Genomic DNA, 24,824 nt, shown 5'->3' with positions numbered 1-24,824 from the left:
ATGCGGTGTGCGAACGGTGTGCGAACCCGGGGAACCGGCCGCCACCTCGGTGACTCGTACCCTCGACACCGGAGTCGGCCGGCGGCTTCGTCGCAGCCGTCTGCGCCGTACCGCCGGGCCGGGGAGGACAGCGCTTGGTACGCAATCGGGGCGGGCACGGCGCCGGCCGCGGGCAGGGCGCGCCGGACGAGGCGTTGGGCGAGCTGTACCACGCCTGCTACCGGCGCCTGGTCGCCCAGGTCTACGCCTTCACCACGGACCTGGCCGAGGCACAGGACGTGGTGCAGGAGGCGTTCGCCCGGGCGGTCGCCCGGCCGCGCGGGTTGACCGACGTGGACAACCCGGAGGCGTGGCTGCGTACGGTCGCGGTCAACGTGGTCCGGCGGCGCTGGCGGCGGCGCCACCTGCTGGACAGGATCCTGCTGCGGGACCGTCCGGTGACCCGGCTGGTCGAGCCCGCACCCGGACCGGAGCGGACCGACCTGCGGCAGGCCCTGGCCGACCTGCCGGTCAGCTATCGGGAGGTGATCGTGCTGCACTACTTCGCCGACCTGCCCGTCGACGAGGTCGCCAGGCTGCTCGGCGTGGCGACCGGCACGGTGAAGTCCCGGCTGTACCGGGGTCGGGCGGCGCTCGCCGAGCGGCTCGGCGACTACCAGCAGACCGGCGACCACCAGCAGACCGGCGACGAGCCGACCGGCCCCGGCGACCCGGCGGCGGTCACCGGAGGGGATCCACCGGCCCGGGTGCGACCGGGCGGTTCGACCGGGGTGAGACATGCCTGACGACCGGACGTTTTCCGACCCGACCCTCGACGTACGGCTGGCAACCGGCCGGGCTGCCCTGCTGGACGACATCGACCAGCCACCGCTGGCCCGGATCAGGGACCGGGCGGCGGCCCGGCGGCGGCGTCGCCGCACGGCGGGAGCGGCCGGTGGCGCCGCCCTGCTCGGCGTGACGCTCACGGCGGTCCTGGCGATCCAGCCCTGGGCGCCGGCCGACACCGACCGGTTGCCGCCGCCGGTCGCCGACGCGCCCCCCGGCGGTCCCGTCTACACCGGAGCCGGCATCACCGTCAACGGCCTCACCGAGGCGGCGGTCGCACACGTGCCCGGCACGATCGCCGACGTCGAGTTCGCCGATCCGGACCACGGCTACCTGCTGGCCCGCTGCCCGACCGCCGACGGGTGCCCGGCGAGCGTCGCCCGTACCTCGGATGGGGGCCTGAGCTGGCACCACACCGAGCTGCCGGCGGAGATCGCCGGACAGCAGCCGCTGGACCTGGCCGCCTTTCCCGGCGGCCGGCTGCTGATCACCGCGCCCGGTGCGGCGTTCGCCTCCACCGACGGCGGGCGGAGCTGGCGGGCGGCCGGGACCGGGACCAGCGGCACCGCCGACACGACGGGAGCTCCGGCGGCGAGCGGTGACGCCCTGCTCCGGGCCGGTCCGGGCGGCGGCCGGTGCGGCCTGGACGTGCGGGTGTGGCTGCCGACGCCCCCCACCACCGGCGTCTCCGGCGGGCCGGGAGCGGGGCCGACCGGACCGTACGCCCCGGCGGCCCGGCCCGGTCTCGACGTCTGCTGGGTCGCCCCGGCTCCCACCGCCGACGGCGCCTGGTGGGTCGGCGGCTTCCGGGACGGCGTGCCGGCGGTGGCGGTGACCCGGGACCGGGGAGCGCACTGGCGTACGGTGCGGCTGCCCGGAGCCGCCCCGGCGGCCCGTACGGTCGAGGTGACCAGCCTGGGCAGCCAGGCGTACGCGACGGTGCTCGGCGCCGACTCGACGGTGCTGGCGCTCCTGCACTCCGGCGACGGCGGTGCCACCTTCACACCGACCCGCTCCGCCGGGGCCGGTGCACCGGCCGGCTTCGCCGGAACCGTGGTGCCGCTGCTGGACGGGCGGCTACTGGTCACCGGCACCGACCGGCACCTCCACGTCAGCGACGACGACGGTGCGACCTTCCGCCGGGCCGGCGGCAACCTGCCCGTCGTCGGCCGGCTGGACCGGACCGCCGCCGGATACGTCGCGTACGACCTCTTCGGCTCCGGCTGGGCCGCCTACTCGGCGGACGGCGCCACCTGGCGCAAGCTCCAGGTCAACTGATCCGGCACCTGCTGCTCCGACGTCCGGGCCGCCGAGATGCCGACCCGGGCCACCCGCCGGCCCTCCACCGCCAGCACCCGCAGCAGCCAGCCGCCACCGTCGCCTCCGTCGTCGCCGTCGCCGCCGGAGCCGCCCTCCGGATCGCCGCCGTTGCGGAACCCGCCCGCCGACCGCCCGGTGCCGCCGCTGCCGCCGGCCGCCTCCCCACCCGATATCCGTACCTCGTCCCCGAGGACCGGCAGCCGCCCGAGGGCGGCCATCACGAACCCACCGACCGTCTCGTACGGCCCCGGTGGCAGCGCGAAGCCGACCCGCTCGGCGAAGTCGGCGAGGTTGAGCCGGCCGTCCACCTCCGTCGGCCCACCGACCGGCACCGGGTCGGGTGCCGTGTCGTACTCGTCGTGTATCTCGCCGACCAGCTCCTCGATCAGGTCCTCCAGGGTGACGATCCCGGCCGTGCCGCCGTACTCGTCGATGACGACGGCGAGGTGGTGGCGCTCCCGGCGCATCTCGGTCAGCGCGGCCAGCACCCGCAGGCTGGCCGGGATCTTCTTCACCTCCCGGGTGAGGTCGCCGATGGTGGTGCAGGCGTCGCCGTCGGGGCGGAGCAGCACGTCGCGCAGGTGCACGAAGCCGATCACGTCGTCGGAGGTGCCGTCGACCACCGGATACCGGGTGTGCGTCTCGACCCGGACGAGTTGGGCCGCCTCCGTCAGGGGCAGCCCGGCGGCCAGGAAGACCACCTCGGTCCGGGGCATCATCACCTCCCGGACCAGGCTGGCACCGGCGACCAGTACCTCGTCGATGATCCGCCGTTCCACCGGGTCGAGCCGGGTGTTCGCGGCGACCAGGTCGCGCAGCTCCGCCTCGCTGATCTGCTCGCGACCCGCCGTCGGGCTGGCCCCGAGCAGCGCGGTGACCAGCCGGGTCGAGCCGTCCGCCGCCCGTACGACGAGCCGGGCCAGGGCCCGCGCCAGCGGACCCGGTCGCCGTCGGGTACGCCCCGGCGATCGTCGCCGGGGCCCGGTACTGCCACCGTCCCGCATGTCAGAGATGGTAGACACCACAGGTGCGCACCGTCGGCATCTGCCGACCGCTTCATCCCCGGCGGATGTTCGACTCTGTGCAGAATTGGCAGAACATGGTGGAATGCTGGATGCTGAATGCCGAGGGCGGCGCGCGGCCACACGAACCCGGCAGGGCCCGCCGCACCCGACGTTGAAGATTTACCGAGGCCAGAAGGAGCCACAGGCGTGAAACTGCTCGTCACCGGAGGTGCCGGCTACGTCGGCAGCGTCGTCACCCGGCTGCTGCTGGACGCCGGGCACGAGGTGGTGGTCCTGGACGACCTGCGCACGGGGCACGCCGAGGCACTGGCTCCGGAGGCCACCTTCGTGCGGGCGGACGTCGCCGAGGCCGCCACCGTGCTCACCCCGGACGCCGGGTTCGACGGCGTGCTGCACTTCGCCGCACTGATCGCCGCCGGTGAGTCGATGGTCGAGCCGGAGCGCTACTGGGCGGTCAACACCGTCGGCTCGCTGGCGCTGCTCGACGCCGCCCGGATCGCCCGGGTGCCCCGGTTCGTCTTCTCCTCCACCGCCGCCGTCTACGGCAACCCGACCGAGCTGCCGATCGAGGAGACCGCCGCTCCGCTGCCGACCAACACGTACGGCGCCACCAAGCTCGCCGTCGACCTGGCGCTCACCTCGATGGCCACCGCGCACGGCCTGGCGGCGGTCTCGCTGCGCTACTTCAACGTCGCCGGGGCGTACCTGCGGCCCGGGGTGGCGCTGGGCGAACGCCACGACCCGGAGACGCACCTGATCCCGATCGCGCTCCAGGTCGCCGCCGGCCGCCGCGACAAGCTGCAACTCTTCGGCGACGACTACCCGACGTCGGACGGCACCTGCGTCCGCGACTACATCCACGTCGAGGACCTGGCCCGGGCCCACCTGCTCGCCCTGGCCGCCGCCCAGCCCGGCAACCACCGCGTCTACAACCTCGGCAACGGCAACGGCTTCTCCAACCGGCAGGTGGTGGAGGCGGTCCGCGGGGTGACCGGGCACCCGCTGCCGGTGGAGATGGCACCGCGCCGCTCCGGCGACCCGGCCGCGCTTGTCGCCTCCGCCGCGCGGGCCCGCGCCGACCTCGGCTGGATCCCGGCCAGGCCGGGCCTGCCGGAGATCGTCGCCGACGCGTGGACCTTCTACCAGGAGCAGATCCTCGGCGGCGGTGCGGCGTCGTGACCAGCCACCCCGACGGACCGGCGGGGCCGGTCGCCGACCGCGCCACCGCCGGCTTCACCAGCGAGTACGCCGATCCGCCCGCCGGGGTGTGGGCGGCACCCGGCCGGGTCAACCTGATCGGCGAACACACCGACTACAACGACGGCTTCGTGCTGCCCTTCGCGCTGCCGCAGCGCACCGTCGTCGCCGCCGCACCGGAGCGGGGACGACGCTGGACGGTCTGGTCCGAGCAGGCCGGTGAACGGATCTCGTTCGGCCGGGCCGACGCGGCCGAACCGGGCCGGGTCTCCGGCTGGGCGGCGTACGTCGCCGGGGTCGTCTGGGCACTGCGCGAGGCCGGTCACGACGTGCCGGTCGCCCGGCTGGCGATCACCTCCGACGTACCGCTCGGGGCCGGGCTCTCCTCCTCGGCGGCGCTGGAGTCCGCCGTACTCACCGCGCTGGTCGACCTCGGCGAGCTGGACCTGCCGCTCGCCGACCGGCCGGCGCTGGCCCAGCGGGCCGAGAACGACTACGCCGGGGTGCCCTGCGGCATCATGGACCAGTCGGCGTCGCTGCGCTGCCAGCCAGGACACGCGCTCTTCCTGGACTGCCGGAGCCTCGCCGTCGAGCAGGTGCCGTTCGACCTCGACGCCGCCGGGCTCGCCATCCTGGTGATCGACAGCAACGCGCCGCACCGGCACGCCGGCGGCGAGTACGCCGCCCGCCGCGCCGCCTGCGAGTCCGCCGCCGCCGCACTCGGCGTACCGGCGCTGCGGGACGTCGCCGCCGACCAGCTCGACGCCACCCTGGCCCGGCTCGACGACAAGACGGTACGTCGCCGGGTGCGGCACGTGGTGACGGAGAACCAGCGGGTGCTGGACACCGTCGAGCTGCTCCGGGCGGGCCGGATCGCCGAGATCGGGCCGCTGCTGACCGCCTCGCACGCCTCGATGCGGGACGACTTCGAGATCACCGTCCCGGAGGTGGACACCGCCGTCGAGGTGGCCCTCGCCACCGGCGCGTACGGTGCCCGGATGACCGGTGGCGGCTTCGGCGGCTGCGTACTCGCCCTGGTCGACGCGGCGGCGGCCGACACGGTGGCCTCGGCGGTGACCGAGGCGTACGCCGGACGCGGTTTCCGCGCCCCGACCCCCTTCACCGTGACTCCGGGGGCGGGAGCCCAGCGGCTGCGCTGACTGTGCCGCGAGCGGCTCGACGGTGGCGGCGCACGGTCACGGCGCCGGCAGGTGGTCTGTCTCCGCAGAGACTGTCGAGCTGCCCCGGCTGTGCCTCCGGCCCAGCCGCCCGTCCCCGTGGAGCCGCCCAGTGGAGTCCGTCGCTGGACGGTGGAGACCGTCACCTGGACATCAGAGGCGTTATGTGGCATCGATAACGCCTCTGATGTCCAGGTCACCGATTCTGTCGGGCACCACGCGTTCTGTCGGGCAGCACCCGCTAGGGTCCGACAGCCCGGGTGTGATGAGTGCGCGCCTCTGCCGGTCGGCGTGGATGCGCTGGTGGTCGTAGCCTTGGGCCATGGGCCATACCGCGAGCAAACTGATCGCGGCGGCAGCGGGTGCGCTGGTGGGCGCCGCGGTCGCCAAGGAACTGGACAAGCCGCCGGAGCAACGCACCTGGCACGGCGACGTCGTCGGCGTACCCTACGACTTCCGCCCGCCCACGGCGGAAAAACTGCGCCGGTCGATGTGGAACCCCGACGACTCACGACTGCTGGTGCCGCACGCCTTCGGCATGGGCTGGAGCATCAACTTCGCCGCCGTCGCCGCCCTGGCCGCGCAGGCGCGTCAGGAGGTCGACACGGCCGACGACCGCCGCTGACAACGAGCCCGCCGGACCGCCGTGTGCCGTCACTCGGCGAAGGCGAGGCCCTGCTCCGCGAGCGCGGCGTCCAGGATGCGCATCGCCTTCGGCCCGACGCCGTGCAGGGCCAGCAGATCCCGGCGGCGGTGCGTGGCCACCTGCGCGAGCGTCGTGATGCCGGCACCGAGCAGGGCACTGTTGGCCGGTCGCCCGATCGGCGGCAGGTCGCCGATCTGGGCGGGCACGTCCCGGGTGGTCATGCGGTCACGTTAGCCCGACAGCGTGGCCGACCTCGAAGCGCTCCCGGCTCTTGCAGGAATCACCGGACGTCCCGCCACGCGTCGTGCCGGGCGCCAGCAGCCGTTTCGCAGTGGACGATTCTGGGATCACGATCACGTCTCGCAGCAGCGGTGGCGCCTGCTTCGGCGCGGGTTACTCCGGATCGGAGCCGTCAGCCCGGGCCAGCGACCCGGACTCGGGTCCGGGACGCCCGGTCACGGCGGTCCGGACCAGGGCCGGCGGGGTCGGTTCGGCGGTGGTGCCGTAGGCGCGGCCCCAGCGGTCCCGGCAGGCGTAGGAGAGGCTGGCGTGGATCCAGTTGTCGTCGTTGTCGCGCAGCACGGCCAGGCGATTCCGAGGTGGCCGAGGCTGCCGCCGCTCATCCAGGCGCGCCGGTCGGGTGGATGCGGCAGGTGCTCGACACCGCGCAACTGTGAGCCCGACCGGCGGCCAACATGTCCCGGCCCCACCCGATGGGCCGGGGATGCCATCATCGGCTATGCCTGCCATCGAAGTCGTGCTCGGCGACATCACCGCCGAACGGATGGACGCGATCGTGACCGCCGCCAACGAGTCGCTACTCGGCGGGGGTGGGGTGGACGGGGCGATCCACCGCGCCGCCGGACCCCGCCTGGCCGAGGCCGGTGCGGTACTGGCCCCGTGTGATCCCGGTGACGCGGTCGCCACCCCGGCGTTCAACCTGGATCCACCGGTACGCCACGTCATCCACACCGTCGGCCCGGTGTGGGAGGGCGGCGGCTTCGGCGAGGCCGAGGTATTGGCCTCCTGCTACCGCCGCAGCCTGCAGGTCGCCGACCAGCTCGGGGCCCGCACCGTGGCGTTCCCGGCGATCGCCACCGGCGTCTACGGGTTCCCGCCCGACCAGGCCGCGCGAATCGCCGCAACTACCATCACGGCGACACCGACCCGTGTGGAGCTGGTACGGCTGGTCGCCTTCGACGCCGCCACACAGCGGCTCTTGAGCGCGGCGCTCGCAGCCGCAGCGTGACCCTCGCCAGGCGGTGGACTGGGCGCGGCAGATCGGCGGTGGCCGGCCACCAATAACGTGCCGGGCGTGGTGGAGGGCTACCTCGATGTCGGCGACGATCGCCCCGGTCCGATCGCTGGTGCGAGGGTCGGGGCGCGGGCGAGGACGCCATCGTGGGATCCACCGCTCAAGAAACGCGCGATACGGCACGTCCGACCGCTGGACCAGAGGAGTGGAGGCCCGCAGAGCCCTGCAGGGGGTGCGGGCGTACCGACCCCGGTGTTCGGCACGGCAGCGTTGGTCCCCAGCAGTTGACGTCGTACCGTGGCCAGGGCGGTGGCCTCGATGGCTGCTGTGACCGTATCTATTGTGATACGCTTGCAGTATGTCGCGTGGTGTGTCGGTCGGTCTGCTCAGCGGCTTCACCGCCGAGCAGTGGGGCATGGTGTCCGCCGCCCAAGCCAGGTCGGTCGGGGTTTCCCGGGTGGACGTGGCGAGGCTGATCGCCGATGGGGCGCTGGAGCCGGTCGATGGGGTCGCCCGGGTGTACCGGCTGGTGGGCGCACCCCCAAATCCTGATCTTGATGGGATCCGGGCGGTCTGGCTGCAGCTTGGCGACGCCCGGCCGGGGTCGTCCCGGCTGCGGGCGCCGGACGCCGTGGTGGCCGGCCGCTCAGCGACCGTGGTCCTGGAGTTGGGCGATCTCCTGCCGTCGTCGTTCGAGTTCATCGTCGATCGCCGCCGGCAGCTGCGGCGTGCCGATGTGCTGCTGCGGGTTCGGGCACAGCTGCCGCGGGGGGACTGGGCGGTCGTCAACGGCCTGCCGGTCGCCACGGTGGCGCGGATCGTGGCCGATCTCCTGTCGGCCAACGAGGACGGCTCGGCGGTGGCCCGGGTGTGCCAGGACGCGGTGCGGCGGAGGCTGACCGACGCTGCGGTGTTGGAGGCGGTCGTGGCCGACCACGCCGCAAGGTACGGGGCGGCATCGCCGGCCGAGTTCGTCGCTGACCTGCTCGGAGAGCACGCCGGTGAGGGGGAGTGGACGTGAGTGGCCTGTCGTCACCGGGTGTGCCGTACGCCAGCGCGGCGGCGTTCCGGGCGGCGCTGCGCGCCCGGCTGTCCGCTGCCGCGAAGGCGAGCGGCAGTCATGGGTTGGACGAGCTGCAGCGGCAGTTCGCCTACGACCGGTTGTTAGCCCGGGCCTTCACCGGACCCGACAGTCGACGGTGGGTCCTGAAAGGAGCCGGGGCGTTGCTGGCCAGGCTGCCGCAGGCGCGCCACAGCCGTGATCTCGACCTGGCATTTCTCGTGTTCGATGACGGGCGGGTGGACGACGAGCTGGATGAGGCCGTCGGGTCGTTGCTGGAGGCCGCGGACCGTGATCTCGGCGATCACTTCCGGTTCGAAGTCGTGCGGGTCAGCCCGCTGCAGGAGGCGGCCAAGGGGCGCCGGTTGCACCTGGTCGCCTATCTCGGCGCACGGTATGCCGCGTTCCACGTCGACGTGGTTGTCGGTACGGCGATGACCGGCGTCCCGGAGCCTGCTCAGCCGTTGACGTCGGTGGACATCCCTGGTCTCGTGCGCCCGACCTACCGGCTGTTTCCCCTGACCGATCACATCGCGGACAAGCTCTGCGCGATCGTCGAGGTTCACGATCAGGGTGGTGTGGCTCGCCCCAGTACCAGGATCAAGGATCTCGTGGATCTCGCGCTGATCGCCTCGACCCAGTGCCCGCAGGCGAAGGCGCTGCGGCATGCGGTCGTCGGTGGCTGTGCCCATCGCGGGTTGCCGCTGCCCGAGCGGTTCGCTGTACCCGACGTCGCGGTGTGGCGTGCCGGGTATCCCGCCAAGGCCCGCGAAGCCACCGGCGTGGTCCCGGACTTCGCCGAGGCCGTCGAACTTGTCGCCGCGTTGCTGGATCCGGTCCTCACTGGAACCGCCGTAGGGGTATGGGACCCGACTTCGGTGTCGTGGAGCGGCTGACCTGACGACAACCTGACCGGACTCGATACGCACCAACCGCAAGCCGGCGCCACCCAGCAGGAGCACCCGCCGCCGTCGCGGCTCCCGATGACTCCGCGTAGCGATCGAATCGCGGCAGATGAGCATGCCACCCGCGATCGTCACGCCCTGCGGTCGCTGGCTTCCGCCAAATACTTGATGTGGGCTGCCCGCTGCTTCAGTAGCCGTCGCAGATACGGCGCGACCAAAACCCGGGTCGCCACCGCTCCCAACGGCCCTAAGGGCGCGCTGATGGTCAAGCGGTCAGTCATCTGCGTTTCGCCGCCATCGAGGACTTGGAAGAGATGCTCATGATGGAGTGCGCTGAAGGGACCCCGTGTCTGCTCGTCGACAAAGCGTGATGGGCGCTCATAGGCGGTGATACGGCTGGTCATGCACCACCACAGACCGAAATGCCGAGCGTGGAAGGTGACGTCGTCCCCGAGCGTGAGCCGCCGTCGACCTGTGCTGGTTGTGGCCGTTTCTTGACTGCCGTGCAGAGACGCGGCGTGAACGTTCACATCAAGTTCTAGGTCGAACACCACGTTCGGGGCAGCGTCGATGACGGACACTATCTCAATCAGCGTTGGCACGTCGGCACGCGGTATCAGTCGTGGGTGATCGAGAAACCAAGGATCACCGCAGCGGAAACCACTACATGTCCGGGTGCGAGATCCTGAGCGGAAGCCTCACTGCCCGAACCATGGCCACGGTAACGTTCGTGGCCCACGTTTTCTGGATCGACGTCATCGATGTGCACGACAGCACCGAGCCGAACCCCGGCCGCCTCGGCGTACAACTCGGCCTTCCGTCGAGCAGCCGCTACCGCCTGACGCCGAGCATCCGCGCGCATCTCAGCCTTCGTCGTAACGTCGAAGTCAACGGCCTCGATCTCGTTCGCGCCGGCGGCTACAACGTCATCGAGCAGCTGCTGAACGACGTCCAGACGGCCCGACTCCATGGCAAACGACGCCTGGCACTGATAGCCGAGGAACACCCGGTCTGCGCCATAGCCGCTCCACGAACTCTTGAGATCCAGCCGTGATCGCTCCACCGCACTGTCAGGAATGCCATAGTTTCGCAGCGCCTGACGCACCGCACGCACCGCCTCGGCTGCCGTATTGAATGCATCTGACGGCTTCTGTTCCACCCGCACGACCCGGAATCTCGCTCGGACCATGTCCGGCATGGACTTTACGCTCGCCGCGCCGTACGCGGTGACGCCCCACGGTCGCTCGATCAGCTGCATGACGATGATCTTACGAGGGCCTCCCACCGAGCGTTGTCCCGCTCGGCCTGCAGAACCCGACGTGATCGCCCGCCATCGGCACCTGGCATACACCGCCGAGGCGGCGGCGAAGCGGGCCCATTCGACATCCGCTCTCGGCAAGTCCGGGCATTCTCAGATCCCCACCAGCCGACTACCGACAGTAACGCTCGATCGGCGGCATGTGTGGACATCACTGCAGTAGGAGTCCATCAAGCGTCGGCCGCGTTCTCAGCGCGGCGAACCTCGCACTCGTCGAGGAGGCGTGCGAGGTAGCTGTAGGCCGCGAGCCGCTCCATGCCTTCCTGTTCGGAGAGCTCGTCTCGGGTGTGCGTGGTGACGTTTCGTATCGTGAGATTCAGTCCCGTCGCGAGCTGATTCAGGGCCTTCGCTAAGGGTTCCAGCCCGCCACGCATGCTCTTGTTCGTTTTATCAGACTTGTCTCCGGGCCAAGCCAGCTTTGGCCTCTGCGGCTCAGGATCGCCCGCCGAGAGCGTCTGCTGCCAGAACACCGTGTCGTCGACGTCGTTGCGACCAAGCCGAGTCTTCCACTCCACGGTCAATGCCTCCGCGGCCTCACGCACTGCGACTCGATACTGATGCGTAGTCCAGTGGTCAGCGGCCGCTGACCAGATAAGGGGATGCAGTTGAGACGGAGCGAAGGCCGGTGCACCGGATACCGTTGCAGCTTCGGCCTCACTGATCATGGTCCTTAGTCGACCACGAACCGTCGCCGCCGTCATGCGCACGTCGCTGGGCGCTATCAGCGCCTTGGGAGCTGACATCAGCGACCAGTTTGCGATTGGGTCAATAGTTCCGATGCCGGCAACGGCGATGTACGCACCGGTGACAGCCACCGCACGAGCGGCCGCGCCAGCGGTCTCCGCGACATCCAGCTCGAGCCTTCGCAGCTCAGCCGGATCCTGGCGCTCCTTCGTCCATACAGTGGGGAAGAGCCCACGGGAGCTAAGGTGATCCGACTCTTCCTGAGTGACCATCCAACTATCGAAAGCCCGCTCAAACGCCTCGATCGCGTCCATGAGTCTTTTCAGGTAGTCGGTGCTGTACCCAGCCATCACTTCCAACTCCTCCGGGCCCTCACGGCCGTTTCATGATCGATAGTGGCGTTGAGTGACGATGCCCGCGTTGGCGTGTCGGATATGGACGAAGCTCCGTTGAGTCCAGGTCTTTCCACAGATCTGGTTCAAACGGAGCTTCGTCGTGCCGCAGTCTGCCACCCTCATCGCCGATCCGTCGCCCGTGCCGCTGCCCGAGGACGTCTCGTTCACGCCTTCGTGTCACGGTCTGCTCGATCTGCTGCTCGCCGTCGGCGACGGCCGGTCCGACCAGGGCCGTGATCATCCGGTCGCGGTCGTGCTCGCGCTGGTCGCGGCGGCCACGGTCGCCGGCCTGAAGGGCTACACCGCTATCAGCGGCTGGGTCGCCGACGTGCCTGCTGAGATCCTCGACAGCCTGTATACGCGGGTCGAAGCCCGCCCCGGTGCACGACCGTCACGCTCGACACTGTGGCGGGTATGCACCGACACCGACGGCGATGTCCTGGACGCGGTGATCGCCGAATGGACCACCGCCCAGCGCACCGGCACCGGCACCGGCACCGGCGAACAGGATTCCACCAGCAGCGATACACCGGCACAGATCCGTCTGGACGGCAAGACCGTACGCGGCGCCGTCGACGCCGACGGCGAGCAACTGCATCTGCTGTCCGCCCTGGCCGGATCGCCCGGCCCGGACCCGGCCGCCGTCATCATCGCCCAGGCCCCGACCGACGGCGCCAAGACCCGCGAACCAGAGACCGCCCGCGCCTTGCTGGAGACCCTCGATTTGCGCGACGCGACCGTCACCGCCGACGCCCTGCATACCGTCAAGGCCACCGCCGAGCTCATCCACCAGCAAGGCGGCCACTTCGTGCTACCGGTCAAAGAGAACCGGCCCGCGCTGTTCGATGCTCTCAACGTCCTGCCCTGGGCCGACACGCCGATCGGTTACGAGAGCACGGAAACGGGGCACGGCCGTACCACCCGCCGCACCATCCGGGTCCTGCCCGCCCCGCCCGGCCTGCCGTTCCCCCACGTCAGCCAGGTCTGGCTTATCGAACGCTACGTCACCACCGGCGACGGCAAGCAGTCCGCCGCCGCGCAACTCGGTGTCACCAGCCACCCCGCCGAGGCCGCCGGCCCGACCGAGATCGCCGCGTTCAACCGCGGCCAGTGGACCATCGAATCCCTGCACTTCATCCGCGATACCTGCTACCGCGAGGACCACTCCCGCGTGCGCACCCGCTCCGGCCCACGCGTCCTCGCCTCGCTACGCAACCTCGCCATCAACGCCCTACGCCTGGCCGGCCGCACTGATATCACCGAAGCCACCCGCTGGGCCAACCGCGACATGACCAGGCCATTCACCATCCTCGGCCTCACCGGATGATGTTGAAACGGCCGTGTCCGGGCCCTACAGGCTTCGCTCTTTCACCTGGCTGAGACTTTGCCGGTACTCGAACGCCTCGGGGAACTCATCATGCCGAACACCGCGACCTACGGGCCATCCACGACTGCTCGACGTCCTCCCAGTGGTTGACGGGCGGCCTGCAGCGCTGGCGCTCCTCGGTGCCACGCCTACGGAATGCCTACCTAACGGCAACCCTGGGTAGCGACCGAAAAAGTCATGACTTGCGCAGTGGACCACCCTGTTGAAGTCCTACTTTGCCGCCGATGGCTACACCGACCAGCACAACGCCGGCGGTGACGCTTATCGCCGACTTTGTCATCCACCGATCCAGGTAACGCTTGTTCTCAGAATCCTTCTCAGCGTCCTTATCGCTGAGCTGCATGAGCAGATCATTCAGATGTCTACGGGTCTCCGGGTCCAAGTCGTCGCGCTCGAGCTGAGCGATGATCGACGCCCTGGCCTCCCGCCGCCCCTGGTAGTCGTTCTCCTGGCTCTTGTCGTTGGACGCGAGGGTTGCCTCGTGCACCTTCCGCACGGTGGTCATCGCTTTGACGAGGATCTTTTGAATCTCGGGGAGCTGCTTGAGGACCGCCAGCCGGACGTCCTTATCCAGGTCGGGCATCATGGCCACCAGTTGCAGAACATGATCTTTGCTGAGCTTGCGCCAGTTGTCGATGCCCAGCGCCGTCCTCACGTCGTCTGCACCGGTGTAGTCCATGTTGGCCGCCTCGCTCCACCGAAGGATCCTTCGCGGCGCAGAGTCTAGCCCGGCCAGGCCCAGGCTCACTGGTGACGGCTCAGCCAGCCCGACGGTCTCGCATGCCAGGCTGCGAGAAGCACCCCCGCCAAGACCGCCAACTCAAGCTCTGCGACGAGTCATAGACGTGCGCTCATCGGCACGACCGGACGGCGTACGCCGCCACGCTGAGTGACCCGTGCGAAGCCTGGTGCCGCGCGCGCTCTGCGGCAGGTCCGGATGCCGTCGGCGGCCCCGCTCAGCGGCGGTGGTGGAGGTCTGTTCGTTTAGAAAGGAATCTCCGTAGCGATGCACGGGTCGTCTGCTATCACCTCCACCGCCAGCTCTACCTCCGCGGCCGATCCACCGGCAAACACCAGTCGGACTCGGTAGCCCCTGCCGTGGCCGTCTATCACCGATGACCAATCCCATGTGCTGACAATTGCGAAGGACTCCACGAGCGGGAGGCGCCAATCCGGTTGGTTCATGCGGGGCAGATCGGCGGCGCTCGTGTCGTCTCCGCCGCAGAGCATCGCGTCGGCGCCAGCGCGATCGCGTTCTTGCACGAGGGTCAGATACCGACCGATCTCCATGTCCGCTTCGCGTGATTCGTTGCGGTCGGAGTACCGAGCGAACCCAAGCGGCAGCCCGCAGAAGAGAAGCAGGCCAGCCACTACCGGCAGGGTCCAACTGAGCCGGTGAGCCTTGCTCTTCCGCACGGACTGCGATGGCGGATCGGACATGGTGGACGATCATATCAAGGCGGCCGTGCGAAGGATCACGACGGCGCCGGACCGGGCAGATCGCTACCTACTACCTATCGACGTAGAGGGCCGACAATGCACGGATATCGGCACCTGCGTGCGCGGGGATCGAGCCGACGCCTGCGCCGGACATCAACGGAGGGTGGCGGAATTCCCTGCCTTTCGGCGCGCTCGCTCGGCGGCATGAGCGGGCACTGGCCGGCTGCGGCGATGCGACTCACCGCGGCGGAGCACAATGCGCTCGTGAAGCTCGCCCCGCAGCCGTCGCTGACTCAGGGAACCTGCGGCGGGCGAGCACGGTTTCCTGCTCCCCAGTAGAGCGGCCCGGATGTGGAATGAACCTTGATGCGCCAACCAATCCGGTCGAGCTTTCGCTCGAGGTCTTCGGGCTGGTACGGGACCTTGACGATGCGGTAGGCCGTTCCGTCGGTGAGCCGACGTTGGACGACCGGGGAGTCCTCGCCCTCGATGAGTTCCTCGACCGTGCGGTACCCGTCATCGACGAAGAACACCCTTCCATCCGGTTGCAAACAGTCGGCCACCAGCGACCAGAACGACGCGAAGCGTTCGGACGGGACATGCGACAACCAGAACCCGAAGAACACGACGTCGTAGCGCCGGTCCGGCCGCCAGCCGAACAAGTCAGCCAACACAAACCGGACCCGCTGCTTGCCCACCCGGGCCGAGGCGATGCCGAGCATCTCAGCGGAGGCGTCCACGGCCGTCACGTCGGTGGCATGTCGCAGCAACTGGCCCGTCCAGGTGCCCGGGCCGCAGGCGAACTCAAGCACACTGCCGGTCGGCCGGAACGCATCCAGCGCTTCGGACAGCTCACCGCCGCCGGGCAACGGCAGCGCATGGTCGTCGTACTCGGCAGCAACCGCCCGATAAAACCCGGCCTGCTCGTCGAGCAACTCCGCCAGATCGTCGCGACCAACCATACGTCCAAACTCCGAAAGGCGGACTGGGTCACCAAATCATATGCTGGCGCAACCACTGCTGACCAGCAGCGAAGCTGGCCGGAGATGCTCCGTTGGTAGCTCGACCGCAGCCAGTCGATGGTGCGCGGTCAGCGGCAGAACAGTGGGATCCGGCAGCTCGTGTCCGGCAGTTCCTACGCCGCGCTTGAGGTGGGACGCGTGGTGTTCTGGGCGGCGATCTGTGAGATGCGTTGGGGCGATAGTCCCAGAAGAGCGCCCGCATCTCGGACGGTGTACCCGTCGCCAAGGAGTGCCCGTACGGCTGTCGTGGTCGCTTGTTCGGCCTTCTCGTCAGCGTCCCGAGCGGTCCGCCTGGCGTCCAGCGCTGCCACGACTGTTCCGGGAAGCTCTGGGTGTACCTCGATGCTTATTGTGGTCGGGTCGATCTCTAGCAGCAACGCGATCGCCTCGCGAGCCATGGCGGCGACCTGGTCGAGCCGTCGGGCCTGGGTGTGGACGCCTTTGAGTTCAGGCACACTGATGGCCCACCAGTCGCCGACCCGTCGGCAGGACACGGAGTAGGTCGTCATTTCCACCAGTCCTCTCCAAGTTGGTCATCGAGGTCGCTCATGATGCCTCGCGCGGTATGCTCGTTGATTTCTCTGTGTCGGGGTATGACGATCTTCTCGCCGCCGCACCTGAAGATCGAGTGACTGCCGCCCTCCCGAAGCAGCACGAATTCTTTGCCCGCCTTGGCTGCCGCTGCACCGATCTTCTTGATGAGGTCAACCCGCTTCATGGACTGTAGCCTAGTCCGCTAGATAGATCAAGTAAAACCAACTAGACGGCGAAGCTGATCGGGATAGATCATCCGTCCACCGACATGCTCTCATCGGCAGATGAGTGCACCAAAACGCATGACCACCGCCATCCTCGGAGGATCTTGCGCCCCATGCAGATCGTGGCGCCTCTGGCTATGTGACAGAGTGCGAGTGACTGAGAGCTAACACGCCTCGCCGGCCGCAACCGGTGCACCACCCGTCCGCCAGACGGACGCCGATCACAAGGTCGCGGGCGGCGAACAGAAGAGATGCTGTGGCCCGTTCAGCGGATACTTCCCGCGTCCGTCGGCGGCGGGCTTCGGCGCGGCGGCCTCGCTCTGCATCACGACACCGAGGCAGAAGACCACTTTCCGCACCGGCTCGGGCAGCTTGACCGTGGCGACGTAGGGACGGCGACCTTCCAGTGGCAGCGGAACCGCGAACTCCTCGCTGACGTCCTCGCCGGGCGGCACAACGATGCCTTCGATGGTGCCGACCGCGTCCGCGTTCACCCCGGGCGGGATGGCGAAGGTGCGCTTGGCCAGCTCGACCGTGCCGTCCTTCCGGGCGGTCGCATAGACGTCGTAGGCGTGCGAGGCGGCGTCCCCTGCCACCCCGACATAGGCGACGATCGGCTCCGCGCCCTGGTTGCGTAGCGTGTAGCGGATGGCCAGGGCCTCTCCCCGAGGAGTGATCTCGGCGTCGAGGCTCGCCGTCGGCCTGGCACCGGTCGGGCTCCACTCCGGCTCGAAGTCAACGTAGGCATCCGCGCCGCAGCCGGCCAGCGCGACAACGCCGAGCGCCGCCGCACCGCCGGCAAGAAGCAACCGCTTGATCAAGAGTACGACGTCCTTCTCGGCCAGCCCATCTCGTCCCGGAACGCATTTTCGGTGTAACTGTAGGGGTGGTCGGGGTCGATCTGGCCGGGTGTGTTCGGGTCGTCGTCCTCGTCGATCGGCAGGCCGACGGCCTCCCGCTCGTCGTTTTCGACCCCGACATCGTCCGGCCCCTCGTGGGTGCCCGGGGCGGACGTGTCGTTCCCGTAGTCGTAGACGTGTGCGAACTCGTGAAACAGCCCCCCGATCGGCGGGCGCTCGTCCGACGACGACAGCCGGCTCGGGTTGTAGGTGACCTCGTAGTCCTCCCCCAGATGCCAGTTCGTGGTGTACGAGGCGGTGTTGGATTCGGCTTCGACGATGACGAGCGGGTTTCCCTGGTACGAGATCCCGCCCAGCACCGGCCAGTCGGCGGCGATCGCGGCGGAGTCGTTGTGGATGTCGTCGAGTTCGGCGAGCATCTGCTGCCCGATCGGGGAAGCCCGCATCATGTCGAGGTCGGCGCGGACCCGCTCCTGAAACTCGGCCGAGCCCTCTATCTGGATGTACTGCGCCGCGTCGCTCACCTCGACCCGCACATCCTGGCGTACCCCGGTCACCTGGTCCTCGTCCTGCCGGTAGGCGGTGTCGGCTCCGCCGCCACCCGTGACCGTGTCGCGGCCGTGCCCGGCGTAGATCCTGTCGTCGCCGGAGCCGCCGTCGAGCCGGTCGTTGTCCCGGCCGCCGGAGACGATGTCCCGGCCCGCGCCGCCGTGCACGGTGTCATCGCCGGTCGCGCCTTCGAGGTAGTCCTCGCCCTCGCCGCCGGAGATGTTGTCGTTGCCGGAGAGCCCGTAGACGACGTCGTTGCCCCGCCCGCCGGCCAGCAGGTCATCGCCGCCCTGGCCGTCGGTGTAATCCCGGCCGGAGCCGGCCGAGGCGTAGTCGTTCCCGGCGCCGCCGTACACCTTGTCGTCGCCGTGCAGGCCGATGATCCGCTCGTCGCCGTCCCCGCCGCGCAGCTCGTCGTTGCCCTCGCCGCCGAGCAGGGTGAGACTCAGGTCGGCGCCCTTCGGCACCTCGACCCGGTCGTTGCCGTCCCCGGCCCGGACCGTCACCGGCGTGCCCTCGGGGTAGCGGTACGTGACGCCGTTGACCTCGACGACCACCTGTCCGGTCTCCGGGTCGCGGGTCACCGTGACGTTGTCGTCGCCGGGACCCGTGTTGACCACGGCCCGGCCGTCGACCATCAGCACCGAGACGCCGGTCGCCTCCGCCGGCAGTGTGAACGGGTCGGCCGCGCCGGAGGAGACACTGTCCCACTGCGTCGAGATGGCGTCCCACTCGGCCGTGGAGAAGCCGCTCAGCTTCCCCTTCAGGGCGTCGTCAAGCTCCCTGCGCAGGTTGCCGGCCCGGTTGGTCGCCTCGCTGACCTGGGTGGCCTGCGCGGGCTGGTTCCACCGGAAGACGATCTGTCCGCCCGAACGCCAGCTCGGCACCGCGCCCATGATCTGCTCACGCTCGCCGTCGAGCGCGTTCTGATACCACCGCAGCAGCTCGGCCACGCCCTCCTGTGTCGAGGCGAGCCGGTCGGCCTGGCCGCCCATCGTGTCGAGGCTGCCGAACACCTTGGACTGGTGCTGGCCGAACGAGTCGCGCGCCGCTCCCGCCCACTCCGAGCCGAGCAACGTCCGGCTGTCCGCATCCAGGTCGTCGCCGACCGCGACGCTTGCCTTGCCGAATCGCCGCCACGCGGACGCGGCACCCTCGATCCGGCCCGGGTTGGCCTGCAGGTCCCAGAGGGCGGCGTCGACCCGGATCTCCCGATCCTCCGGCGGGATGCCCATCGGCGCGTCCTCTCGCTAGATCGGGATGTTGCGATGGTCGCGGCGATGCCGCTCGGCCGCCCGCTCGTCGGCCTGCCGATAGGCGAAGGCGACCTGGAGCAGGCTCTCGTTGTCGACCTCCAGCACACCGATGACGCGTTCGACCGCAGTGCCGGCGCCGCCCGTCACGGTCTGGTAGGCGTCGTTGAGCTGGCCGGCCGGGTTGACCTGCCCGAAGTCGGCCGGCGAGAGCACGGCGTCGGCACGCACCGCACGCAGCGCGGAAGCGAGTTCAGTGGAATTGTCCAGATAGGACTGCGCGACCCTGGCGATCTCCACCGGATCGGCGCGCACCTCTTCCCCCATGCCTGTCCACGCTACCGCCGGGCGGCCAGCCCGGACATGCTCAGGCACAGTATCCGAGAGACCCGCCGCGCCCTGCCCAGTCTCGACCGGGTCGCCGGCATCGAGGTCCCGCCCGCCCCGGACGGTCCGGTGGTGGCATACCTGCTCGACGGGCACCAGCGGCTCTCCACCCTCTTCGGCACCCTCGTGCACCGCCCCGAGCCGGCCGGCACCGGCCGGGACCGGCAGTGGTGGGTCTATCGCACCCTCGGCGCCCCGGACCAGCGCGACCTGCTGTTCCAGCACTGGGGCAGGCATGCCCCGCCCGCCAACCTGCTTCCCATGCAGGCGGTACTGCGCACCATGGACTTCCTGGCCCACGCCCGCCGCCTCGCCCGCGACCCGACCACCGCCGACACCTCCGACGCCCTGGTCGACGAGGCCGAGCAGGTCGCGCAGCGGATCAAGGCGTACAAGATTCCGGTGATCCGGCTCTTCGGCGGCGACCTGGAGCACGCGGTCGAGGCGTTCTCCCGGGTCAACAGCAGCGGCCGGCAGATCAGCCCGGACCAGATGGTCTCCGCGCTCACCTACCGGGCCGAGCAGGGCGAGACCTCACCGACCGGATCGCGTCGATCCGGGAGAGCATCGCCGACAGCGGGTTCGGCGACGTTGCCGCGGAACCGGTCTTCCAGACCATCGTGGCGATCACCGGCGAGGACGACGTGCAGGGCGCCCGCTGGACCGCCCTCGCCGACCGGGTCGGGCAGACCCTCGACGGGATCGTCGCGCAGGCCGAGGTGGCCCTGCACCGGGCGGTCCGGTTCCTCCGCTACGAGGCGGGGGTGCCGGTGGCCTGGCTGGTGCCGTACCCGCAACAGCTCATGCTGCTCGCGCTCTTCTTCCACCACCGGCCCGACCCGGACGGCGCGCAGAGCCGGGCCCTGGTCCGCTGGTTCTGGAGCACCTCGTGGTCGACGGTCTTCGTCGGCAACAACGCCTTCCATCTCCGCCGCGCCCTGCACCAGATGCGTGCCCACGCCACCGGCCGGGCCGGGCTCAGCTCCCAGGGGCAGTACGCTCAACCGCTGCCCGACCGCTTCGACACCGAAGACGGCCGGGTGCGTGCCTTCCTGCTCTGGGAGCTGAGCCACTTCGGCCAGCGTCACGGGCTGGACGGCGAGCCGATCGAGCTGGTCGACCTGCTCGCCCGATCCGGGCCCGCCGCCTATCGCCGGGTCGTGACAGGTATCCGGGACGCGTCCGGCATCGCCAACCGGATCGTCCTGCCCACCCCGCCCGGCGTCCCCGTACGCGACGCACTGCTCGACCTGCCACCGAGCCGGCTCCGGACGGTGGCGGTCAGCCACGGCATCCCGCCGGCCGCGCTGGCCCGGCTCCTCGCCGACGACCGCGACGGTTTCCTCCGGGAACGCACCGCGACCCTCGCCGGCCTGGAACAGGAGTTCATCCAGGAGACCGGCGCGGAGTTGGCGGCCGACGAGTCAGCCCGGGAGAACGGCCCCTGATCAGCCGCCGTCCGACTCGACGGCCCCGGAGATCCGTCCCGCTAGGAACCTCCTGTCAGGAACGGCCTGTCAGTACGGCGGAAGGTAGTCGGTCGTCGTGATGCCGGCATCACGGCTCGAGCTCACGATGGTCTCGGCGCTGGTGCAGCTCGCGTTGGATGCGATGCTGCCCGGGCTCCGCCAGTAGCCGTACCGGTAGGTCGCCTTCTTGCTCGACTGGTTCGTGCAGCGAGCCCAGGCCCGGTAATACCCGCTGCCGGACTTGCACACCGCGGCGTTGCTCCGCGTCCTGACAATTTTGCTGCAGTTGGACGGGATCGCCTCCGCCGGTGCGGCCGAGACGACGACCACGCCCAGGCTGGCCACGGCCGCCAACGCCACGGCCGCGGCGACCCGCCGCACCCCGCCGGCCTTCCGGCCAGGCTGTTTCGCTTCCACGTGCACGGTTGTCGCTCTCCTTCGATGAACCCGATCAGCACTCGCATGATCGACAAGTGCGGTTGGCACCGTAGGCCGGCAATGTCACCCACGCAACGTGTGTTCAACCTGTTCCCGGCGGCACGCATACCTCCTGGTCGGACATGCTTCCGACTGCCGGGCTGCCGTCGCGGTGCAGCACGAACTGCGGCCCGGAATCCGTCCAGGAAGGCGAATCCTGATCGGAGGGTCGAGGCGGTGCGAGCATCGAGGTTATCCACAGGTTCCCGACTGTAGGGTGACAAGGCGGTCGCGCTTCGTGCTATAACCTCCGAGGCGATTTCACCTGTAACCGGGGGTAACGGGATCATGGAGACAACCGAGCCGGGGTGGCGGCCGGAGTATCGCGGCGCGGATGCCAGCGTCGGCGATGTCGGCTCGGGCAGGGAGCTCGGCGCGCACCTCTACTACCTCTACCGGGCCGGCCGCAACGAGCTACCCCAGATCGCCGAGATCTACGCTGACGTGACGGTCCTGGTGCACCAGACGGCCGGCGCGATGGAAGGGCAGTTCGACCTACCCGATCGAGGGATCGGCCCGGCCCAGCAGCGTCTGCTGGAGTTGCGTGCCGAGGTGCAGGACGTGTTGCGGCTGACCTCGCTGCGGATGTCGGAGGTCGGCGCCGCGCTGGTCACCATCGCCGATCGATACGCAGCCACGGACGAGGCGGCGGCGAAGGAGTTCACCCGGCTTCTCGGTGACCACGCGTCGGACTACGAGCACCCCGTCCCTGCCGCGCCCGATCCCCCAGCCCCCGGGGATCCGCCGCGGGTAACCCGCATCCCCCGCAACATCGTTGACTGACCTGGCCAGACGGGAGACGCCATGGTCGACGCTTCGATCCCCTTCGACTACCGCCAGATGCACCAGTACCTCAACGAGATCGGTACCTACCTGGCCGAGCTGCGCTACATCGACCAGGTGTTCGCGTACATGGACGGCATCGAGTCCAGCTCCCTCGACATATTCCTCGAAATCGCCGCCCTCGGGACCGCCCCCGGGTCCTGGATCAACGTGAATTTCGCCGGGACGGTCTCGTTCAGCCGCATGTGGTCCGTGCCGACACCGTTCCCGCCACGCCTGATCTGGCAGGATTCGCTTGAGGAAGAGATTCACAAGCAGATCGAGGAATACAAGGCAAAGGCGTCAGGGTGGGCATCGGACAACATGGAGTCGATCAGGTCGATGGTCAAGCCGCTGGCCCACCCCACCGGGTCCGTCTATCTCCACGACATCATCCAACCGACCCGGGACGCACTGGCACGTCTGGAAGACTTCGTGCCCCACGACTTTGGGAAGCTGCGGCACACCCTCGGCAACTGGTCCGGTGACGCGGCCGAGGATTTCGCCACGAACTTCTACAACCCCTTCCAGCAGACCCTGGCAAGCCATCACCGGATGCTCGCCGCACTCGTCACCGGGCTGGAGGCCGCACACACCACCGTCGACCTCACCCAGCAGAGCCTGATGAACGTGCTGCACGCCACCCGCGAAGCTCTCCTGGAACAGCTACACCGACGCCCTCAGCAGGCGGCGGCGAAGCAGCAGGAGCAGTCGATCAAGCACGCCATGATTATCGTCAGCGCGTTCGTCCCGTTGGTGAAAGGTGGGGACCTCTGGGCCAACGCCCTCGACCTGGCCAGCGCCGGCGCCTCCGCAGCGTCGAGCGCCGCAGCGCCGCAGCCCCTCGAAGAGTATGCCCTGACCGGCGGCACCGCCGAGGAGTTACTACACGCCCTGACCGATGCCATTACGCTCATCGATCAGAACTCGAGCCGGCAGAATGAAGAACTCGATGTGCAGGTACGGGCCACCCTCGCCCGAATGGAGTTAATTCGAGACACACCCGCTGGCGAGGATGGGCGGCTGGTACCTCCGCAGCCCAGGCTGCTCGACGGCACGAACAGCAGTGAGTTCTATCTCCCGCGGGCCCGATGAACGGAGTTGTCGGCATGCATCTGCGCCGTCGAAACCGCTATTCGATCATTCGACGCTGGACAGTGCTAGTCGCAACTGCCGCCCTTGCCATCGGCGGGTGCGACTCCAGCCCGGAGCCGCCCGAGACCCCCGAGCCACGTGTGATGTACGGGCAGGCGACGCCGGACATGTGCGAACGTATGAAGCTTGCAGAGGTAGCTGCACGATTCGGTCTGAAGCTCAGACCCTCGTACGATCCGACGGTGCAGTTCGACACGCGGGGTACGGACGTCTACCTGAGCTGCGCCATCAGAGCCTACGACGACAGTGAACGTTTCCGTACGGAGGTTGGGGAGTTCGATCCGGCCGGCACTGTCAGTTTGCGGACGTACCCGAGCCACGAGGACGCCGAGAAAGCCCACGAGGCAGAGGTGACCTCACTGCGGAAGTTCGGAGAGTCCAAGCCGGAGATATCGACACAGGATGTCAGCGGCTGGTGGGACGAAGGAGTCCATTTCCAGACGGTGGCCCCGATCGAGCCGAGGCAGTATCCCCGCGCTGAAAACCTTGACGCCGCGGGGGTGGAGGTTCTTTACGAACTGCTCCACGGCAACCTGCGCGTCAGCACACGTATTGACAGCCGGGCAGCGACTCCGGAGATCGATCAGGTTCTCGCCTTCCTTCGTGAGTTCGCGGAAGCAATCACAAAGGAGGCGGTGTCCCACCTCTCCCGTACCGGACCGAACTAATTCCGGTGAGACGATTCCTGAATGCTCGGCCGCAACGAGTCCATCCACCGATCGCCGGTTTTCAGCACCAACAACCTGATGAAGCTGACCATCTACCTCGTCGGTGACGTCGACATGGATCGGCTGCGAGCTGAGCTCGCCCGCTGGCTCGGCCACCAGAAACCGACCCCGAGCATCCTGTTCGTCGCCGGGCTCGTCGGCCCCAGCTTCCGGGTGCAGGTGGACGCCCTGGCCGCCCTCTGAGTACCCGCGGTCACCGTGCTGAACGGCCGTTCCGGTGTTCGTTCGCGACCCAGGCGTCCGGCAGGGTGACCCACTCATCCTGGGCCACCCGCACCACCGTGGCGTCGAGCCGGGGAAGCTGCCCCGGATCCTCCATCGGGCAGAGCAGCCACACCGCCCCCGCCCCACCCCGGGCCAGGTCCGCCAACTCCTCCAGCAGTTCCATCGCGCCATACCTGGCCAGCGGTGCGGCGTCGAAGAGCAGCAGCGGCAGCCGGCGATCCGGCAGGGCCAGCAGCTCCGGCCGGAGCTGCTGCCAGGTCCGGGCCGCGAACTCGGCCAGCTTCAACGCGTCCCGGGAGTTCGGGTCGGCCGCGTCGGCGGCAAGCACCGTCTGCCACGTCGGCTTCGGGCGGGCCTCGACGAGGGTACGAAGCTGCGCCAGGAACCGCCCCGCCACGTTGCACGGCCGCGCGTTCCACCGGCTGACCAGCTCCTGCTGGGCGGCCGGATAGCGGTCGGTGCGCACGGTGAAGAGCCAGAGCAT

General features: G+C 69.4%; 30 protein-coding genes. 14 read left to right on the top strand and 16 right to left on the bottom strand.

All coding sequences use genetic code 11. The features are described from left to right. Positions 1–134: 134 nt before the first annotated feature. Positions 135–785, top strand: a complete 651-nt coding sequence (locus ACN27G_RS35300) for an RNA polymerase sigma factor (RefSeq protein WP_421496951.1) — start codon at positions 135–137, stop codon at positions 783–785. Further along, positions 778–2,103 carry a hypothetical protein gene (locus ACN27G_RS35295; protein ID WP_421496950.1) on the top strand — a complete coding sequence of 442 codons (1,326 nt, stop codon included), beginning with the start codon at positions 778–780 and terminating at the stop codon, positions 2,101–2,103. Before ACN27G_RS35300 ends, ACN27G_RS35295 begins: the two co-directional genes overlap by 8 nt. Here ACN27G_RS35295 and ACN27G_RS35290 read toward each other — a convergent pair. After that, positions 2,058–3,149: a hemolysin family protein gene (locus ACN27G_RS35290; protein WP_421496949.1), complete on the bottom strand. Its 1,092-nt coding sequence runs from the start codon at positions 3,147–3,149 to the stop codon at positions 2,058–2,060. The two genes, ACN27G_RS35295 and ACN27G_RS35290, sit on opposite strands and share 46 nt — an antisense overlap. 207 nt (positions 3,150–3,356) lie before the next feature. Between ACN27G_RS35290 and galE the strand changes: the two genes are divergently transcribed. The 3 genes from galE (at position 3,357) to ACN27G_RS35275 (ending at position 6,170) form a co-directional block, all read left to right on the top strand. Beyond that, the gene (gene galE, locus ACN27G_RS35285; protein ID WP_421496948.1) at positions 3,357–4,349 is read left to right on the top strand and encodes a UDP-glucose 4-epimerase GalE; all 993 of its coding nucleotides are present in this window, start codon (positions 3,357–3,359) and stop codon (positions 4,347–4,349) included. Then, a complete protein-coding gene (gene galK / locus ACN27G_RS35280) occupies positions 4,346–5,527 on the top strand; it encodes a galactokinase (protein ID WP_421496947.1) in 1,182 nt (393 codons plus the stop codon). The genes galE and galK overlap by 4 nt, the downstream gene beginning before the upstream one ends. 340 nt (positions 5,528–5,867) lie before the next feature. After that, a complete protein-coding gene (locus tag ACN27G_RS35275) occupies positions 5,868–6,170 on the top strand; it encodes a DUF5808 domain-containing protein (RefSeq protein WP_421496946.1) in 303 nt (100 codons plus the stop codon). Between the two features lie 29 nt (positions 6,171–6,199). Here ACN27G_RS35275 and ACN27G_RS35270 read toward each other — a convergent pair whose 3' ends face one another. Together ACN27G_RS35270 and ACN27G_RS35265 are read right to left on the bottom strand one after the other, a co-directional pair. After that, positions 6,200–6,412, bottom strand: coding sequence for a DNA-binding protein (locus ACN27G_RS35270; protein ID WP_421496945.1), 213 nt, complete (start codon positions 6,410–6,412; stop codon positions 6,200–6,202). A 172-nt stretch (positions 6,413–6,584) separates the two neighbouring features. Further along, positions 6,585–6,773, bottom strand: a complete 189-nt coding sequence (locus ACN27G_RS35265; protein WP_421496944.1) for a hypothetical protein — start codon at positions 6,771–6,773, stop codon at positions 6,585–6,587. Between the two features lie 157 nt (positions 6,774–6,930). Here ACN27G_RS35265 and ACN27G_RS35260 point away from each other — a divergent pair, with 157 nt between their 5' ends. The 3 genes from ACN27G_RS35260 to ACN27G_RS35250 all read left to right on the top strand — a co-directional run bounded on the left by ACN27G_RS35260 (position 6,931) and on the right by ACN27G_RS35250 (position 9,402). Next, a complete protein-coding gene (locus ACN27G_RS35260) occupies positions 6,931–7,440 on the top strand; it encodes an O-acetyl-ADP-ribose deacetylase (protein ID WP_421496943.1) in 510 nt (169 codons plus the stop codon). A 364-nt stretch (positions 7,441–7,804) separates the two neighbouring features. Further along, complete coding sequence (locus tag ACN27G_RS35255) at positions 7,805–8,467, top strand: hypothetical protein (protein WP_421496942.1); 663 nt, start codon at positions 7,805–7,807, stop codon at positions 8,465–8,467. After that, positions 8,464–9,402: a nucleotidyl transferase AbiEii/AbiGii toxin family protein gene (locus ACN27G_RS35250; RefSeq protein ID WP_421496941.1), complete on the top strand. Its 939-nt coding sequence runs from the start codon at positions 8,464–8,466 to the stop codon at positions 9,400–9,402. The genes ACN27G_RS35255 and ACN27G_RS35250 overlap by 4 nt, the downstream gene beginning before the upstream one ends. A 140-nt stretch (positions 9,403–9,542) precedes the next feature. Here ACN27G_RS35250 and ACN27G_RS35245 read toward each other — a convergent pair whose 3' ends face one another. From ACN27G_RS35245 to ACN27G_RS35235, 3 genes are all read right to left on the bottom strand, one after another. Then, a complete protein-coding gene (locus tag ACN27G_RS35245; RefSeq protein ID WP_421494836.1) occupies positions 9,543–9,992 on the bottom strand; it encodes an SRPBCC family protein in 450 nt (149 codons plus the stop codon). 35 nt (positions 9,993–10,027) lie between these two features. Further along, entirely contained in the window at positions 10,028–10,669 is a 642-nt protein-coding gene (locus ACN27G_RS35240; RefSeq protein ID WP_421494835.1) for an SIMPL domain-containing protein, read from the bottom strand. Positions 10,670–10,899: 230 nt separating this feature from the next. Then, on the bottom strand, positions 10,900–11,763 hold the full coding sequence (locus ACN27G_RS35235; protein WP_421494834.1) for a TIGR02391 family protein: 864 nt from the start codon (positions 11,761–11,763) through the stop codon (positions 10,900–10,902). A 145-nt stretch (positions 11,764–11,908) separates the two neighbouring features. On the opposite strand from ACN27G_RS35235, the gene ACN27G_RS35230 reads away from it, so the two are divergent. Beyond that, a complete protein-coding gene (locus tag ACN27G_RS35230; RefSeq protein ID WP_421491150.1) occupies positions 11,909–13,135 on the top strand; it encodes an ISAs1 family transposase in 1,227 nt (408 codons plus the stop codon). 235 nt (positions 13,136–13,370) lie between these two features. Here ACN27G_RS35230 and ACN27G_RS35225 read toward each other — a convergent pair whose 3' ends face one another. The 8 genes from ACN27G_RS35225 to ACN27G_RS35190 all read right to left on the bottom strand — a co-directional run bounded on the left by ACN27G_RS35225 (position 13,371) and on the right by ACN27G_RS35190 (position 19,899). After that, positions 13,371–13,874 (bottom strand): hypothetical protein, encoded by a 504-nt coding sequence (locus ACN27G_RS35225; RefSeq protein ID WP_421494833.1) that lies wholly within the window; start codon positions 13,872–13,874, stop codon positions 13,371–13,373. A 305-nt stretch (positions 13,875–14,179) separates the two neighbouring features. Next, positions 14,180–14,635 carry a hypothetical protein gene (locus tag ACN27G_RS35220; protein ID WP_421494837.1) on the bottom strand — a complete coding sequence of 152 codons (456 nt, stop codon included), beginning with the start codon at positions 14,633–14,635 and terminating at the stop codon, positions 14,180–14,182. 293 nt (positions 14,636–14,928) lie between these two features. Further along, positions 14,929–15,597, bottom strand: a complete 669-nt coding sequence (locus ACN27G_RS35215) for a class I SAM-dependent methyltransferase (protein WP_421496940.1) — start codon at positions 15,595–15,597, stop codon at positions 14,929–14,931. A gap of 173 nt (positions 15,598–15,770) precedes the next feature. Next, a complete protein-coding gene (locus ACN27G_RS35210) occupies positions 15,771–16,166 on the bottom strand; it encodes a type II toxin-antitoxin system HicB family antitoxin (RefSeq protein WP_421496939.1) in 396 nt (131 codons plus the stop codon). After that, positions 16,163–16,375: a hypothetical protein gene (locus ACN27G_RS35205; protein ID WP_278092690.1), complete on the bottom strand. Its 213-nt coding sequence runs from the start codon at positions 16,373–16,375 to the stop codon at positions 16,163–16,165. Before ACN27G_RS35205 ends, ACN27G_RS35210 begins: the two co-directional genes overlap by 4 nt. Positions 16,376–16,636: 261 nt before the next feature. Beyond that, positions 16,637–17,236 (bottom strand): hypothetical protein, encoded by a 600-nt coding sequence (locus ACN27G_RS35200; RefSeq protein ID WP_421496938.1) that lies wholly within the window; start codon positions 17,234–17,236, stop codon positions 16,637–16,639. Beyond that, positions 17,233–19,059 carry a M91 family zinc metallopeptidase gene (locus ACN27G_RS35195; RefSeq protein ID WP_421496937.1) on the bottom strand — a complete coding sequence of 609 codons (1,827 nt, stop codon included), beginning with the start codon at positions 19,057–19,059 and terminating at the stop codon, positions 17,233–17,235. Before ACN27G_RS35195 ends, ACN27G_RS35200 begins: the two co-directional genes overlap by 4 nt. A gap of 15 nt (positions 19,060–19,074) precedes the next feature. After that, positions 19,075–19,899 (bottom strand): hypothetical protein, encoded by an 825-nt coding sequence (locus ACN27G_RS35190; protein ID WP_421496936.1) that lies wholly within the window; start codon positions 19,897–19,899, stop codon positions 19,075–19,077. Between the two features lie 185 nt (positions 19,900–20,084). On the opposite strand from ACN27G_RS35190, the gene ACN27G_RS35185 reads away from it, so the two are divergent. After that, positions 20,085–20,912, top strand: a complete 828-nt coding sequence (locus ACN27G_RS35185; RefSeq protein ID WP_421496935.1) for a hypothetical protein — start codon at positions 20,085–20,087, stop codon at positions 20,910–20,912. 69 nt (positions 20,913–20,981) lie between these two features. Here ACN27G_RS35185 and ACN27G_RS35180 read toward each other — a convergent pair whose 3' ends face one another. Continuing rightward, on the bottom strand, positions 20,982–21,356 hold the full coding sequence (locus ACN27G_RS35180; RefSeq protein WP_421496934.1) for a hypothetical protein: 375 nt from the start codon (positions 21,354–21,356) through the stop codon (positions 20,982–20,984). Positions 21,357–21,698: 342 nt separating this feature from the next. Between ACN27G_RS35180 and ACN27G_RS35175 the strand changes: the two genes are divergently transcribed. The 4 genes from ACN27G_RS35175 to ACN27G_RS35160 are packed head-to-tail and all read left to right on the top strand — an operon-like array spanning position 21,699 to position 24,298. Further along, on the top strand, positions 21,699–22,193 hold the full coding sequence (locus ACN27G_RS35175; protein WP_421496933.1) for a hypothetical protein: 495 nt from the start codon (positions 21,699–21,701) through the stop codon (positions 22,191–22,193). 21 nt (positions 22,194–22,214) lie between these two features. Further along, positions 22,215–23,327, top strand: a complete 1,113-nt coding sequence (locus ACN27G_RS35170; RefSeq protein WP_421496932.1) for a hypothetical protein — start codon at positions 22,215–22,217, stop codon at positions 23,325–23,327. A 14-nt stretch (positions 23,328–23,341) separates the two neighbouring features. Beyond that, entirely contained in the window at positions 23,342–24,055 is a 714-nt protein-coding gene (locus ACN27G_RS35165; RefSeq protein WP_421496931.1) for a hypothetical protein, read from the top strand. Between the two features lie 21 nt (positions 24,056–24,076). Continuing rightward, on the top strand, positions 24,077–24,298 hold the full coding sequence (locus ACN27G_RS35160; RefSeq protein ID WP_421496930.1) for a hypothetical protein: 222 nt from the start codon (positions 24,077–24,079) through the stop codon (positions 24,296–24,298). 10 nt (positions 24,299–24,308) lie between these two features. Here ACN27G_RS35160 and ACN27G_RS35155 read toward each other — a convergent pair whose 3' ends face one another. Further along, a complete protein-coding gene (locus tag ACN27G_RS35155; RefSeq protein ID WP_421496929.1) occupies positions 24,309–24,824 on the bottom strand; it encodes a hypothetical protein in 516 nt (171 codons plus the stop codon).

The organism is Plantactinospora sp. WMMB334 (assembly GCF_049179095.1).
Lineage (GTDB): Bacteria > Actinomycetota > Actinomycetes > Mycobacteriales > Micromonosporaceae > Plantactinospora.
Note: the sequence above shows the minus strand (reverse complement) of the source record. Positions and strands in the feature narration are given on the sequence as shown.

Bases quoted from the DNA above. Each gene is read 5' to 3' on its own strand.
- ACN27G_RS35295 (WP_421496950.1), top strand. From the start codon at position 778: ATGCCTGACGACCGGACGTTTTCCGACCCGACCCTCGACGTACGGCTG.
- ACN27G_RS35290 (WP_421496949.1), bottom strand. From the start codon at position 3,149: ATGCGGGACGGTGGCAGTACCGGGCCCCGGCGACGATCGCCGGGGCGT.
- ACN27G_RS35275 (WP_421496946.1), top strand. From the start codon at position 5,868: ATGGGCCATACCGCGAGCAAACTGATCGCGGCGGCAGCGGGTGCGCTG.
- ACN27G_RS35270 (WP_421496945.1), bottom strand. From the start codon at position 6,412: ATGACCACCCGGGACGTGCCCGCCCAGATCGGCGACCTGCCGCCGATC.
- ACN27G_RS35260 (WP_421496943.1), top strand. From the start codon at position 6,931: ATGCCTGCCATCGAAGTCGTGCTCGGCGACATCACCGCCGAACGGATG.
- ACN27G_RS35255 (WP_421496942.1), top strand. From the start codon at position 7,805: ATGTCGCGTGGTGTGTCGGTCGGTCTGCTCAGCGGCTTCACCGCCGAG.
- ACN27G_RS35240 (WP_421494835.1), bottom strand. From the start codon at position 10,669: ATGCAGCTGATCGAGCGACCGTGGGGCGTCACCGCGTACGGCGCGGCG.
- ACN27G_RS35235 (WP_421494834.1), bottom strand. From the start codon at position 11,763: ATGGCTGGGTACAGCACCGACTACCTGAAAAGACTCATGGACGCGATC.
- ACN27G_RS35225 (WP_421494833.1), bottom strand. From the start codon at position 13,874: ATGGACTACACCGGTGCAGACGACGTGAGGACGGCGCTGGGCATCGAC.
- ACN27G_RS35220 (WP_421494837.1), bottom strand. From the start codon at position 14,635: ATGTCCGATCCGCCATCGCAGTCCGTGCGGAAGAGCAAGGCTCACCGG.
- ACN27G_RS35215 (WP_421496940.1), bottom strand. From the start codon at position 15,597: ATGGTTGGTCGCGACGATCTGGCGGAGTTGCTCGACGAGCAGGCCGGG.
- ACN27G_RS35210 (WP_421496939.1), bottom strand. From the start codon at position 16,166: ATGACGACCTACTCCGTGTCCTGCCGACGGGTCGGCGACTGGTGGGCC.
- ACN27G_RS35205 (WP_278092690.1), bottom strand. From the start codon at position 16,375: ATGAAGCGGGTTGACCTCATCAAGAAGATCGGTGCAGCGGCAGCCAAG.
- ACN27G_RS35195 (WP_421496937.1), bottom strand. From the start codon at position 19,059: ATGGGCATCCCGCCGGAGGATCGGGAGATCCGGGTCGACGCCGCCCTC.
- ACN27G_RS35175 (WP_421496933.1), top strand. From the start codon at position 21,699: ATGGAGACAACCGAGCCGGGGTGGCGGCCGGAGTATCGCGGCGCGGAT.
- ACN27G_RS35170 (WP_421496932.1), top strand. From the start codon at position 22,215: ATGGTCGACGCTTCGATCCCCTTCGACTACCGCCAGATGCACCAGTAC.
- ACN27G_RS35165 (WP_421496931.1), top strand. From the start codon at position 23,342: ATGCATCTGCGCCGTCGAAACCGCTATTCGATCATTCGACGCTGGACA.
- ACN27G_RS35160 (WP_421496930.1), top strand. From the start codon at position 24,077: ATGCTCGGCCGCAACGAGTCCATCCACCGATCGCCGGTTTTCAGCACC.
- ACN27G_RS35155 (WP_421496929.1), bottom strand. From the start codon at position 24,824: ATGCTCTGGCTCTTCACCGTGCGCACCGACCGCTATCCGGCCGCCCAG.